Raw genomic sequence first — 13388 nt, 5'->3', positions numbered from 1 at the left:
CGATTCACATACCCTAATCTAAGCGCTATCGAGCTTTACGTACTCGATAGCAAAATACTAGTTTCACTATTTAAAATGCCATCAATCTCTCGAACTTGCCTCAGTACACCATCGAATTCACTGAGGTTAGCGGCTTGCACTTCAGCGATTAAATCCCATGCCCCGTTCGTGGTATGAATTTTACTGAGTTCGGGGATCCCACGCAGTGCATTGATCACTTGAGTAGTGGATTTACCGATCACTTCTATCATCATGATAGCGCGCACTAGCTCTGACTCGATATGTTCATGAACTCGCACAGTAAAGCCTTGAATTGCACCACTGGAAATAAGTCTATCTAAGCGGTTTTGTACGGTGCCACGAGACACATCGAGCGTCGTGGCTAAGGTTGAAATGGCTGCTCGGCCATCTTTGCGCAATTCAGCAATCAAGGCTTTATCAAGCGCATCATATAGATAAGGAGTCATAGTACGGCTTTGTGGTTTTTTTGTTGTATTAGTCTATTTGTATAATTCAACTTAGCAAAGTGATAGAAAATTGCACGAATTGTATAAGATTTTGGCATTTAAATTGTCTTATGGTGTGGTTACACTGATATTGAGTATGACAACGCCCAAATGATGAGTGCAGTATGACAACGATATTCCAAGCACCAAGAGCTGTGGTGATGATCCGCCCACACCATTTCACTTCGAATCCGCAAACCATGCAAGATAACGCGTTTCAGCAAGCTTGCAGTGAAAACAATCCTAACAACAGAGCCTATGTTGAGGTTAGTAACGCCGTGCAAGCGTTAGAGTTGGCTGGCGTGAAAGTGCACTTATTTGAAGATACCTCCACAGACACGCCAGACTCGGTCTTTCCAAATAACTGGTTTTCGACCCATAGCGATGGTCAGTTGACGATTTACCCTATGTACGCCTTGAATCGACGATTGGAGATCCGTCGCGATATTATCGATTTTCTGAGTGCTCACTATCAAGTGACAAACATCAATGATTATAGTCATCTAACCGCTGAAGAAATATTCCTTGAAGGCACCGGCTCTATGGTTATCGATCATCAAGCAAAAGTGGCCTATGCAGTAGAATCCAAGCGCACTAACGCCGTGTTGGTTAATCAAGTTTGCGAGCAGTTGGGACTACAGGCAGAGATATTTAATGCCTATGATAAGAATGAAGTGTCTGTTTATCACACTAATGTCTTAATGTGTGTCGCCACCGATTTCGCCATGATGTGCCTAGATATGGTGCCAGAATATCACCGGGCACAGCTTATTAATCGTTTTACGCAAAGCGGCCATACCCTGATTGCGCTATCTTATCAGCAGATCCAACATTTTTGCGGCAATGCGATTGAGCTACAAGGCAGTATGGGACGCATACTCGCGCTTTCCACAACGGCTTATCAGGCGTTGTTGCCTGAGCAAATTGCTGTCATTGAAAAGTCAGCTAAGCTAGTTGCTATCGATATACCTACAATTGAAGCCGCAGGTGGCTCGGTGCGTTGTATGATTGCTGGAGTCCATTTAAATAACCGTTAAATAATACTAGGGCCTGTTTATCTTTTAAAAAGGTCAACAGGCCCTAGATAAACGGCAAATAATAATAAAACAGGAATCGCCTATGTTTGAAAGTGCAGTTAAGAGTATTAATGGGCTCTTATGGGGAGAAGGCCAGATACTTATTTATATCCTGCTATTTGCAGGGTTTTGGTTCACTATTCTTTTGCGAGGGATACAAGTTGTAAAGTTTCGCCACATGTTTAGTCTGTTACGAGGTAGCAGTCAGGGTGATGACAATACAATCAGTTCATTTCAAGCGTTATGTACTGGGTTATCAGCTCGAGTTGGAACCGGTAACCTAGCAGGTGTTGCGGTTGCAATTTCTCTTGGTGGCAGTGGTGCGATATTTTGGATGTGGATGATAGCCATTTTGGGGATGGCAACAGGCTTTGCCGAAAGTGTACTTGGGCAAGTCTATAAAGTGCGAGATAGCCAAGGTGAGTTTAGAGGTGGTCCTGCTTATTATATTCACATGGGATTGGGTAGTCGGGCGTTTGCAGTATGCTTCGCCTTTTGCTTGTTTTTGGGATATGGATTTACCTTTAGCGCGATGCAAACCAATACCATCACCGATGCGCTCAATAATGCGTTTGATATTCCAACTTTATATTCAGGTATTGTGATCACAGTCCTTGCCGGCTCTATTATTCTTGGTGGTTTCAAAGCGATTGCAAGATTTGCTGAAAAGGTAGTGCCAGTAATGGGATTAGTCTTTGTCCTTGCGGCCATTACTATTACCGTGATGAATTACTCGCAAGTCCTTGCCATGATCAAAGATATTTTGCTTTCAGCTTTTGGCTTGCAAGAAGCGGGCGCTGGCGCACTCGGCGCAGCTATCAAAAATGGTATTCAGCGCGGGCTCTATTCTAACGAGGCGGGAGCGGGTAGTGTGCCGCACGCATCGGCAAGTGCGTCGCCAATTCCCAATCACCCTGTGACCCAAGGTTATATCCAAATGCTGGGCGTATTCTTTGATACCATCGTTTTGTGTAGTTGTACTGCTGTCATAATTCTATTGGCAGATATAGATATTGGCAGAGAGATGGAAGGCATACGGCTAACACAATCTGCGATGACCGCGCATTTAGCAACTGGGGGCGTATACTTTGTCGCGGCGGCGATTACTTTATTTGCTTTCACCTCTGTAGTGGCTAATTACGCCTATGCTGAAAGTAACTTACACTTATTTCATCTGGATAATAAAGTTGGCCGTTCAATTTACACCGCATGCTACTTATCTATGATGTTGTGGGGCGCTTCGGCAACGCTAAAACAGGTATGGGATCTTGCCGACATCGCATTGGGTTTAATGACGGTGGTAAATGTTATTGCCATCGTGCGTCTTACACCCACTGTCTTGGCGGTTACGACTGATTATCATCTGCAAAGAGCAAAAGGGAAAGAACCTGTATTCGAAGTCGATAAGGTCAAAGTGCAAGGAGTTACTGAGTCTGGCATTTGGGGTAATATTAATGCGAAGAATTCAGCCTAATATATTTTAGATGGAATAAATAAAGGCCGAATTTTTCCGGCCTTTATTTATTCTTTAACTTTTTAAGTTAAAAAGTATCGCCAAACTTTCAATCATACACCTTGTTTAAATTTTTTATATTCAGTGTATACTTCCGCCCGCTTTTCACTTCAATATTTTATACTAAATATTGCTTCCTTTTTAATCTTTAAACACCGATGTGAGAATGAAAAAACAATTATTTGGACTGGCAGTACTATCGTTGCCTATGTACGCGAAGGCTGAAATTGCCATATTTTCAGAAGTGCTTTTTGGTAAAGCCAATAATGAATTTTATGCCGAGCAAGAATCTGATTTAGGATATAAGCGTGCGTCATCCGCTAATTCTGATTCATGGGGGCTGAGGCTCGGTGTTGGGCTTACAGATCATTTAGCTCTTGAAATCGCACAGCATTTTCATGGAGAGTCACTAGCTGAATATACCGTTCACGTTTCTAACACACACTCTGGAATCTATCAAAACCCATATGACTACTCATATAGAGCCAGATTTCCTATTGATACCGAATCTCTGAGGTTGGGGATTAAGGGAGAGATTGAGATGTCTACCAATATTAATGCAAATATAAGAGTTGGAATGGCACATTGGCAATACAAAGATGTGATCCCTGCACAGTTGGTTCCTACAGGCAGCACTAGTTCAGGTGATAGCGGTAATGATATCTATACCTCGATAGGTGTTGAGTATCGACTAACAGATAATCTCTATGTTGGTTTGGAATACTCTCTTTTGAATATTAAAGAATCAAAAGAATATGACAACACAGGCGTAGTTCAATATGAGCATAATTTGCACGATATATCCATGTTACTTGGTTGGGCTTTTTAATACGCTGATATTCGTAGTTGAGAAAGGTTATTTTCAGAACTGTATTTAGAATGGGGCGAATTGAGCAATTCCCCCATCAATTTTGACAAGAAAGCTTAGATGCACCGTCAGTGACGAAGTTATCTAACCTCAATAGGTATATAACCTGAGCTGCGGATAATGGAAAAACTAAGTTGTGATTTAAAAACAATGAGTTGGAACATTCCTTATCCAAACCTCAGGTTATATAACCAATTACCAGCCGTCGTAACGCTTTCTACGAGATAAAAATAGCGTCAGGATCACACCGATAATAATGCCACTGATCCCAATGATGCCACCGTAAGTGAGCAACTGGTGTTGTTCTTTTTGGATTTTTTGCTGTTGTGCTAAACGTTCATCTTGTAGCTGCTTTTCAAGCCCTGAAATAGCGTCTTGAAGTGAAGCATTTTCAGCGAGTAGATTGGTATTGTTTTGCTGCAGCATTGGAAGCTGCTGCTGGGCATCGTTCAGCGCCTCTTGGGTTTCCACCAAGGTTTGGTTAACCGTTTCTAATTGTTGCTTTAAACCTGGCTCCGTGGTGACAAATTTACTTTCTACCCAACCTTCTCTTGCTTTGTCGTCTTTAATTTGGACAAACTCGTCATTAGCGCCACTCAAAATAGTGATTGGCGTACCAGCATCAACAGAACCTAAAATTCGATAATTTTTACTTGGACCTGTGTGCATGAAAATAAAAAGATTGTCACTAATATAGCCGTTTGGTGTTGCCGCGTTTACTGTGCTATTTTCGTCTGGCTCTTCGGCAAAGCTTACAAAGCTGGTGAAGAGCAGGCTCGCAATGATAAATTGCTTAAAGTTGAACATGCGTGGGCCTTTTATTCTTTGGGTCGTAAAGTTTACAAAATAGTAGGGATTTCGCGGCCTAATAGCAAGGCTTTGTTTATTTTGAATGGCGCGAAATAATTGATTACATAATGAAAATTGCAGCATTTAGCGCAATGATTCAGTGTTATTGAACCGTTGATGTTCAGCGAATTTAGCCTGACTATCTATTGATTTAGCGCATATTTGGTGCACTTCTCATCGGATAAAAAGATTGCAAACTTAGCCTCCTTTGTATATTTTGATCCTCCCTTAGACAAATAGGTAAAACACTGCCCTAATGGACACTGAAATAGAACTGAAATTTTTGGTTTCAGATAATGAAGTTCCGCTGATCCCTGCACTCATCACACAGTTTGCAAAAACGGTCACTAACAAGCCTGCTAAAAACTTAACTAACGCCTACTTTGACACGCCAAATCGTGAATTGCGTGCGCTAGATATCGGCCTAAGAACGCGTTGTTGCAATGATGAATGCGAGCAAACGATTAAGCTTGCGGGAGAAGTTGTCGGAGGGTTACATCAACGACCTGAGTATAATTTACCTATTCAGTCAGGACGTCCTGACTTGTTAGCGTTTGACGCGAATATTTGGCCTCACGGCATGCAACTTGAGTCTATCGCAGAAAACATATTCCCGATCTTCAGTACGAATTTCATTCGTCGTACTTGGTTAATCGAAACGGATTCGGGAACCAAAATCGAAGTCGTGTTGGATAAAGGGGAAATAGCAGCCCAAGGGAAGATGGAGCCAATCAATGAGCTTGAAATAGAGCTGATTGAGGGAAACAAAGAAGATCTTTTCTTATTAGCCGATCACCTAATTAAACAAGCTGGTATGCGCTTGGGACTATACTCAAAGGCCGCCAGAGGGTATCGAATTGCCGATGATAAACCTCTAAAACCAAATAAGTTTATAGGATTTGTACCGCTCAAATCTCAGGTAACGCAAGAACAAGCGTTAATTGCGACAGTCAGTTATGGTATTCAGTTCGTCCAAAAACATGAGCAATGTTATTTTAATAAACCAAGTCTCAAGACATTAAAACGAGTTATTGACGGAGTTTCGCTTATCCGTCACGCGTTTTGGTTGTTTGATGACATCGTTGATAAAAGCTCGACTGAGAGTATTCGCAATGAGTTAAAATGGTTGTTGTCAGAACTTGCTTGGGTCGAAAATGCAATTCATTTGAAAACCTATACCTCAAAGCGCCATGCTTATCATAAGAAACTTAATCAGTTTCCTGAATTGGCGCAGGTCATTACCGATCTGCAAGATGTTCAGCCAACACCGACGGACATTGAAGATTTATTTCATTGCACCCGCTATAACCGTTTGATCCTTTCACTTACTCGCTGGCTTGTTGATAGAGCGTGGCGTAAAAACTGGGATCAAAAAGCACTGAGTGCAGCAGAGCTACCGGTCACAGAAATCGCAAGCCAATTATTTGATAAAGACTGGCAAGAGTTGAAAAACTTGCTTCCACAGGATAAATCGCTTTCTGAAAAAGATTATTTACATGTCAGAATAAAGCTAGAAAATACGCTGCTAAGCGGTAACTGTCTGGGTAAGCTTTACGATAAAGAAACGCGCAAAGCGTTTAGAACGCCTTGGATTGATATCGTTTATGGTATTTATGAGCTAGAAACACTGGCGTATTTATATCAGCTTTGCCAAAGCCAAAATGCAGACGAGCTGCAAGAAGTGCAGGCATGGCTTAAGCAAAAATCAGACTTTTTGATAAGTGCTATGGAGCAAAGTCGACAATCTTCCATGCATAGCGAACCATATTGGTTCTAACCAGATTAAGCGGGGTTTTATCCCGCTTTTTTGTACCACTTCATTACAATCAATACTGCAAATATCAGGCGATGAACTAAACTTGGGTGTATCAATTCTGAGGTAGCCCAATGATCGATATAGACGATAAAGTGCTGAATGATTTGCGCGGCGGATTTAACTTACCTGCTAAGCCTGAAATATTACAAGCCTTACAAAATGAACTATCACAACCGGAGCCTGAGTTATTTACCGTGGCGGATATTATTGCGGCAGATGTTGGTGCGTCTGCTGCGGTGTTAAAGGTAATTAATTCACCCGCTTATGGTCTTGCCCGTACAATCACAGATATAAAACAAGCTGTGATGTTTTTGGGCGTGAACTGTATTACGCAGCTAGTGACTGGATATTTGCTTAAAAATGCGTTTGAGCAGTCAAAGTGCTGTATTTCACTGCAGCAGTTTTGGGATAATGCTGCGGATATCTCAAAAGCAGCAATGGTGGTTGGACATCATTTAAAAGCATCATTACCCCTAGAGAATTTGCAACTGCTCGGACTCTTTCACGATGCCGGGATCCCAGCAATGGCCGTAAAATATCCAGACTATGCTGAAGTAATAAAACAGTCTATAGAGCGGCCTGAGCAAACATTGATTTACTACGAGCAGCAAAAGTATCCAGTGCCTCACACTGTGATAGGCTACTTTCTAGCGACGTCTTGGCACTTACCCAAAGAAATATGTCAGATGATTTTGCGCCACCATGACGTTAGCTATCTTGAAGAGCAAAAAAATGCACAACATGTGCAAACCTTTGCGGCACTTAAACTGGCTGAAAACCTCTGTTTCGAAGCAAAGCATTTTAGAAGCGCAGCGGATTGGTATCTATTTAAAGACAAGGTGATGATTGAGCTTAATCTTCATGACGATGAGTATCAAAACTTAAAAGATGATGTCGACGAGGTATTTATCGGGTAGGGGGGTTATCTACGGGCATTAAAAAAAGGCGCACTTGGCGCCTTTTTTACTTTTTCAGCAGGGGATTATAGGCCTGCAGCTGCACGTAGTGCGTCAGCTTTATCTGTTGCTTCCCAAGGGAACTCTTCACGACCAAAGTGGCCGTAAGCAGCAGTAGGCTGATAAATTGGACGCTCAAGGTCTAGCATAGTGATTAGACCGTAAGGACGTAAGTCGAAGTGCTCGCGGATAAGTTCGATTAAACGCGACTCATCAAGCTTGGCTGTACCGAACGTTTCTACACTGATAGAAGTAGGCTCAGCAACACCGATTGCGTAAGACACTTGGATCTCACACTTGTCAGCAAGGCCAGCGGCAACAATGTTCTTCGCAACGTAACGCGCTGCGTAAGCTGCAGAACGGTCAACTTTTGATGGATCTTTACCAGAGAATGCACCACCACCGTGACGAGCCATACCGCCGTATGTATCTACGATGATTTTACGACCAGTTAGACCACAGTCACCCATAGGACCACCGATAACGAAACGGCCAGTTGGGTTGATGAAGAACTTAGTTGCTTCAGTGATAAGCTCTGCAGGTAATGTAGGCTTGATGATAGTTTCCATCACAGCTTCTACAAGGTCAGCTTGTGATACAGAATCACAGTGCTGTGTAGATAATACGACTGCATCGATACCTACTGCTTTACCGTTTTCGTACGCGAATGTTACCTGAGACTTAGCGTCTGGACGTAACCAAGGTAGCGTGCCGTCTTTACGAACTTGCGCTTGGCGCTGAACTAGACGGTGTGAGTATGTGATAGGCGCAGGCATAAGTACGTCAGTTTCGTTACACGCATAACCAAACATTAGGCCTTGGTCACCAGCACCTTGTTCTTCTGGACGAGAACGGTCAACACCTTGGTTGATATCAGGTGATTGCTTACCAATGGTGTTAAGGATTGCACATGAATCAGCGTCAAAGCCCATGTCAGAGTGTGTGTAACCAATTTCACGCACGGTTTTACGAGTTAATTCCTCGATATCAACCCAAGCGCTAGTTGTGATTTCACCACCAACCATAACCATACCGGTTTTAACGTAAGTTTCACACGCAACACGTGCTTTTGGATCTTGCTCAAGGATGGCATCTAGAACCGCATCAGAGATCTGATCGGCGATTTTATCTGGATGGCCCTCAGAAACAGATTCAGAAGTAAATAAATGTTTAGCCATTGTATTTATGCTCACAAATATTGCGCTTCACAAACATCAGGGACAGCGCGAAAAATTAAGAGGCGTATTCTAACCAAAAAACCTAGGCATTGACTAGTTATTTTACGCCTAGACGTCCAAAATTGTGCAAACTTTTTTAATGGTCGGAAAAAGTCCGTCTGTACCCGTTTTTTTATGGCCTTTGCCGTTGCAGTTAGCCATATAAATAAGTAAGAATGGGCTCAAACCCCCGCGAAACACATTTAAAGGTAGGAGAATTCATGCCATCTCGCAAAGAACTTGCTAATGCAATTCGCGTTCTTTCCATGGACGCTGTACAAAAGGCCAAGTCTGGCCACCCAGGAGCCCCTATGGGCATGGCGGACATCGCAGAAGTACTTTGGCGCGATTTTTTAAAGCACAATCCAAGTAATCCTGAGTGGTTCGACAGAGATCGCTTCGTATTATCAAACGGTCACGGCTCGATGTTAATTTATTCATTGTTGCATTTGTCGGGTTATGACTTATCAATTGACGACATCAAAAATTTCCGTCAGCTACACTCAAAAACACCAGGCCACCCAGAATATGGTTATGCGCCAGGTATTGAAACTACTACTGGCCCATTAGGTCAGGGTATTACTAATGCGGTAGGTATGGCGATTGCTGAAAAAGCATTGGCTGCACAGTTTAACCGTGAAGATTACGACATCGTTAATCACTATACCTATGCATTTTTAGGTGATGGTTGTTTGATGGAAGGTATCTCACACGAAGCTTGTTCACTTGCGGGTACCCTTGGTCTTGGCAAACTGATTGCATTTTGGGATGACAACGGTATTTCAATCGACGGTGAAGTTGAAGGCTGGTTTAGCGACGATACACCAAAACGTTTTGAGTCTTATGGCTGGCATGTTATTGCCGGTGTTGATGGCCACGATAGCGATGCGATTAAAGCGGCAATCGAAGCGGCGCAAGCAGAGTCTGACAAGCCAACCCTTATTTGTTGTAAAACGGTTATCGGTTATGGTTCACCAAATAAATCTGGTAGCCATGATTGCCACGGTGCACCGCTAGGTGATGATGAAATCAAAGCGGCACGTGAATTCCTTGGTTGGGAGCACGGCGCATTTGAAATACCAGAAGATGTGTACGCGAAATGGGACGCAACAGCACGTGGTCAAAATCAACAAAGTGACTGGTTGATTAAGTTTACTGAATACCAAATGCATTACCCTGAGCTTGCTGCTGAATTTGAGCGTCGCATGAAAGGCGAGCTTCCAGCAGACTGGTCTGAGAAAACAGAAGCTTATATCGCAGAGCTTCAAGCGAATCCTGCAAACCCAGCAACTCGTAAAGCATCACAAAATGCATTGAATGCTTATGGTCCAATTCTGCCTGAGTTTATGGGTGGCTCTGCTGACCTTGCGGGTTCTAACTTAACACTTTGGGATCAATCTAAAGGCTTAACGGCAGAAGATGCTGCGGGTAACTATATTTTCTACGGTGTGCGTGAATTTGGTATGTCTGCCATCATGAATGGTATTGCACTGCACAGAGGCTTTATCCCTTACGGTGCGACATTCCTGATGTTTATGGAATACGCGCGTAATGCCGTACGTATGGCTGCATTGATGAAGCAAAGAAGCATCTTTGTGTACACTCATGATTCAATCGGTCTTGGTGAAGATGGTCCAACACACCAGCCGGTAGAACAAATGGCGAACTTACGTACTACGCCAAACCTTGCGAGCTGGCGCCCATGTGACCAAGTTGAGTCAGCAGTTGCTTGGCAGCAAGCGGTTGAACGCGCTGATGGTCCATCTGCACTCGTATTTACCCGTCAAGGTCTTGCACAGCAGCCTCGTACCGCTGAGCAAGTTGCAGCGATTAAGCAAGGTGGTTATGTACTTTCTTGTGACGGTGAGCCTGAACTCATCCTTATTGCAACCGGTTCTGAAGTGCAACTTGCGGTTGAGTCTGCGGATAAGCTTCGTGCAGAAGGTAAAAAGGTACGTGTTGTGTCTATGCCTTCAACGGACATTTTTGATGCGCAATCTCCAGCATACAAAGAAAGCGTACTACCAAGCTCAGTAACGCGTCGCGTCGCTATCGAAGCGGGTATTGAGGACTTCTGGTATAAATATGTAGGCCTAAATGGTGCTATCGTTGGTATGACAACGTTTGGTGAGTCAGCGCCTGCTGATGAGCTATTCAAGCTATTCGGCTTTACGGTAGAAAATATCGTTGAGAAGGCAAACGCATTGTTTGCATAATCAAAGAAAAGAAACAAAAAACCCATGCCATGCATGGGTTTTTTTATGCTTAGTGGTTTTGCTAAACCACCTAAAGCTTTGAGACTGTTTCCTGCTCAAAGCTCAGGTTAGATAGTTAAACCTTAAACTGTTCTACCGATAAGCGTAACTCTTCGGCGAGTTTAGCAACCTCAGAACTAGAGATTGAGGTTTGGCTCGCGCCTTCAGCTGTTTGCTCTGCGATTGTTACAATCGATTCTAAACGTTCACTAATTTCCTGTGCTACTTGTTGTTGCTCATTCGCCGCGTTTGCAATCTCTTCACTCACATCATGAGCCTGAGAAACGGCTGCAGTGATGGAGTTTAGTGCTTCATTAGCAAGGTCGCTCTGAGTTACGCACGACTCCGCCTGCTGTTTGCCTTTCGACATCGCGCCTACCGCTTCTTCGGCACCTGCTTGTAAGGATTCAATCATTGCTTGAATTTCTTGAGTTGACTCTTGAGTCTTACTTGCGAGCGAGCGCACTTCGTCTGCCACTACCGCGAAGCCACGACCCTGTTCACCAGCACGCGCAGCTTCGATTGCAGCGTTTAGCGCAAGGAGGTTAGTTTGCTCGGCAATACCACGGATAACATCCAAAATACTGCCTATCGAAGCGCTGTCTTGGTGTAGTTTGTTAATCACGCGAGAGGCTTCATCCACTTCCCTTGCGAGTTGCTCAATAGTGTGTTTGTTCTCATGTGAAATGCCTTTAACACGCTCAGCTTCTTTATCAGCATTTTTAATTTCTTGTAATGCTTGATGCGCGCTGTTACTAACACCGTGAGAGGTGCTACTCATCTCAGTTGTAGCGGTAGCTGCTTGCTCTACTTGTGCCTGCTGATTCTTAATTGCTTGGCTGGATTCTGTAGTGATAGTCGATGTTTCTTCGGACGCTGCAGCAAGCTGTGTCGAACGAGAAATAATGCCAGTGATAAGTTCACGTAAGCTAGAGATTAGGGTGTTACAGCTTCTAGATAATTCACCAAACTCATCTTTTGCCGTGTCATCTAAGCGCTGTGTCATATCGCCACTGGCGACAATGTTTAAAACTCTGTTTACTTCCGATAGTGGTTTTGTGATACGGCTAACGGTAATGTAAGCTACGCCGACTGCCATTAGCGTTGCGACTATCATCCCGATCCAAGTCCATAGGTTTGCTGTGCCTACATCGGCACGTACGCCTTGCTGTAAGTTAAAGGCGACTTGGCTTGCTTCGGAGAGTAAGTCATCTAGCTGAGACAGAGCGGCTTTTGTGGTTTTCTCGGCGTCGGATAATTCCTTACGCGTTTCGGCTAATGCGTTGATCAAACGTTTTTGATTTTCCGCGATGCTGTTGCTGCCGGTAACTGCACCTTTTAAATTAGTGTAATAGCCTTCGAGATCAGCAAACAAACTGCTATCAAGCGCGCTAACGGGGCCACGCATTAAATCAATATTACGACCTAACTCTTCAACGAGATAGCTTTGATCTCGACTTACAATTTCCAATGTATTGATGTCTTCAACCGTAACAATATCATTGGCGCTGGTCACAACAGAAGAAAAGTTATTTTCTAAGTTATTAGCAGCTTGAAAAGCACGTTTGTCAGCATCTTCTAAGCCATCCAAATCAATGATATCAACCGTCACCATAGTCGCATCTTCTGCGGCAACGTCGATAGTTGATAACTGCTCTTTTAATTTGTCCCGTAACGAAAGCTCAGTTGTTTTTTCGTTTACCAAGCTGTTCATGGCTTTTACGAACGCATCATAACTTTTGCCAACATCACGACTGCTTGAGGCCAATTTATTATTAGCAGCAACGACCTGCTGCAGCTCTGAATAGGTTTTGTCAAAGATCTTCTGGCGCTCTGCAAATTGCTGTTTTAGCGTCGCCAGCTCAGTCTCTGAACGTGCATAAAAACTTCCCTGAGCCATTTTGCTCATTAAAGTGAACTCTACTTGTAGCGCAGAGCTTTTAGAGAGAGCTGGTAAAGACAGGTTATTAACCTGTTGAGTTGAGTTGTCAATGTTCGCAATTCTAAATAAAGAATTGCCCCCGATAAGAAGAAGCAACAAGGTGATGGTAATAAAACCACCCCAAATACGTTGGCTAACAGTCAAATTCATAGCTGTCCTACAAAATTTACAAAGCAATACGGATACTTATCGGATTTATTGCGGATAAGTTAAGTATTTTATAGCAGATGTGACAAAAAATTTCAGTAAAAAAGGTCGGATTACAAAAAATAGCAGCTCAACGGATAAAAAGTATAAGCTTCACGTTTTCTTCGAGTGTAGCTTAGGGCCTGTTGACCTTTGCTGTTTGACTTTTGTTCTCCTGGGTGTGTTTTGGTCGCGGCGCTCGAC

The 13388-nt window shown here is 43.3% G+C and carries 10 protein-coding genes; 6 read left to right on the top strand and 4 right to left on the bottom strand.

The window, feature by feature from the left end:
• Positions 1-35 precede the first annotated feature (35 nt).
• On the bottom strand, positions 36-467 hold the full coding sequence (locus tag BB427_RS19080) for an Lrp/AsnC family transcriptional regulator (protein WP_039493915.1): 432 nt from the start codon (positions 465-467) through the stop codon (positions 36-38).
• Positions 468-631: 164 nt separating this feature from the next.
• On the opposite strand from BB427_RS19080, the gene ctlX reads away from it, so the two are divergent.
• From ctlX to BB427_RS19065, 3 genes are all read left to right on the top strand, one after another.
• Positions 632-1543 (top strand): citrulline utilization hydrolase CtlX, encoded by a 912-nt coding sequence (ctlX, locus tag BB427_RS19075; RefSeq protein ID WP_069022586.1) that lies wholly within the window; start codon positions 632-634, stop codon positions 1541-1543.
• A gap of 82 nt (positions 1544-1625) precedes the next feature.
• On the top strand, positions 1626-3056 hold the full coding sequence (locus BB427_RS19070; protein ID WP_069022583.1) for an alanine/glycine:cation symporter family protein: 1431 nt from the start codon (positions 1626-1628) through the stop codon (positions 3054-3056).
• 205 nt (positions 3057-3261) lie between these two features.
• Entirely contained in the window at positions 3262-3924 is a 663-nt protein-coding gene (locus tag BB427_RS19065; protein ID WP_069022582.1) for an outer membrane beta-barrel protein, read from the top strand.
• Positions 3925-4158: 234 nt separating this feature from the next.
• On the opposite strand, the gene BB427_RS19060 is transcribed toward BB427_RS19065, so the two are convergent.
• Positions 4159-4896, bottom strand: coding sequence for a TIGR04211 family SH3 domain-containing protein (locus tag BB427_RS19060; RefSeq protein ID WP_069022580.1), 738 nt, complete (start codon positions 4894-4896; stop codon positions 4159-4161).
• Positions 4897-5068: 172 nt separating this feature from the next.
• Here BB427_RS19060 and BB427_RS19055 point away from each other — a divergent pair, with 172 nt between their 5' ends.
• On the top strand, positions 5069-6589 hold the full coding sequence (locus BB427_RS19055) for a CYTH and CHAD domain-containing protein (RefSeq protein ID WP_069022578.1): 1521 nt from the start codon (positions 5069-5071) through the stop codon (positions 6587-6589).
• A 110-nt stretch (positions 6590-6699) separates the two neighbouring features.
• Positions 6700-7545, top strand: coding sequence for an HDOD domain-containing protein (locus tag BB427_RS19050; protein WP_069022575.1), 846 nt, complete (start codon positions 6700-6702; stop codon positions 7543-7545).
• A 65-nt stretch (positions 7546-7610) separates the two neighbouring features.
• On the opposite strand, the gene metK is transcribed toward BB427_RS19050, so the two are convergent.
• A complete protein-coding gene (gene metK, locus BB427_RS19045) occupies positions 7611-8762 on the bottom strand; it encodes a methionine adenosyltransferase (RefSeq protein ID WP_069022573.1) in 1152 nt (383 codons plus the stop codon).
• A gap of 260 nt (positions 8763-9022) precedes the next feature.
• Between metK and tkt the strand changes: the two genes are divergently transcribed.
• Entirely contained in the window at positions 9023-11017 is a 1995-nt protein-coding gene (gene tkt / locus BB427_RS19040) for a transketolase (RefSeq protein ID WP_069022571.1), read from the top strand.
• 115 nt (positions 11018-11132) lie between these two features.
• Here tkt and BB427_RS19035 read toward each other — a convergent pair whose 3' ends face one another.
• Entirely contained in the window at positions 11133-13148 is a 2016-nt protein-coding gene (locus BB427_RS19035) for a methyl-accepting chemotaxis protein (RefSeq protein ID WP_045987749.1), read from the bottom strand.
• Positions 13149-13388 lie beyond the last annotated feature (240 nt).

The organism is Pseudoalteromonas sp. BMB (assembly GCF_001709235.1).
GTDB lineage: Bacteria > Pseudomonadota > Gammaproteobacteria > Enterobacterales > Alteromonadaceae > Pseudoalteromonas > Pseudoalteromonas maricaloris.
Note: the sequence above shows the minus strand (reverse complement) of the source record. Positions and strands in the feature narration are given on the sequence as shown.

What these genes read in the sequence shown, in the direction of transcription:
- BB427_RS19080 (WP_039493915.1), bottom strand. Translation starts at nt 467, where the DNA reads ATGACTCCTTATCTATATGATGCGCTTGATAAAGCCTTGATTGCTGAA.
- ctlX (WP_069022586.1), top strand. Translation starts at nt 632, where the DNA reads ATGACAACGATATTCCAAGCACCAAGAGCTGTGGTGATGATCCGCCCA.
- BB427_RS19070 (WP_069022583.1), top strand. Translation starts at nt 1,626, where the DNA reads ATGTTTGAAAGTGCAGTTAAGAGTATTAATGGGCTCTTATGGGGAGAA.
- BB427_RS19065 (WP_069022582.1), top strand. Translation starts at nt 3,262, where the DNA reads ATGAAAAAACAATTATTTGGACTGGCAGTACTATCGTTGCCTATGTAC.
- BB427_RS19060 (WP_069022580.1), bottom strand. Translation starts at nt 4,896, where the DNA reads ATGCTGCAATTTTCATTATGTAATCAATTATTTCGCGCCATTCAAAAT.
- BB427_RS19055 (WP_069022578.1), top strand. Translation starts at nt 5,069, where the DNA reads ATGGACACTGAAATAGAACTGAAATTTTTGGTTTCAGATAATGAAGTT.
- BB427_RS19050 (WP_069022575.1), top strand. Translation starts at nt 6,700, where the DNA reads ATGATCGATATAGACGATAAAGTGCTGAATGATTTGCGCGGCGGATTT.
- metK (WP_069022573.1), bottom strand. Translation starts at nt 8,762, where the DNA reads ATGGCTAAACATTTATTTACTTCTGAATCTGTTTCTGAGGGCCATCCA.
- tkt (WP_069022571.1), top strand. Translation starts at nt 9,023, where the DNA reads ATGCCATCTCGCAAAGAACTTGCTAATGCAATTCGCGTTCTTTCCATG.
- BB427_RS19035 (WP_045987749.1), bottom strand. Translation starts at nt 13,148, where the DNA reads ATGAATTTGACTGTTAGCCAACGTATTTGGGGTGGTTTTATTACCATC.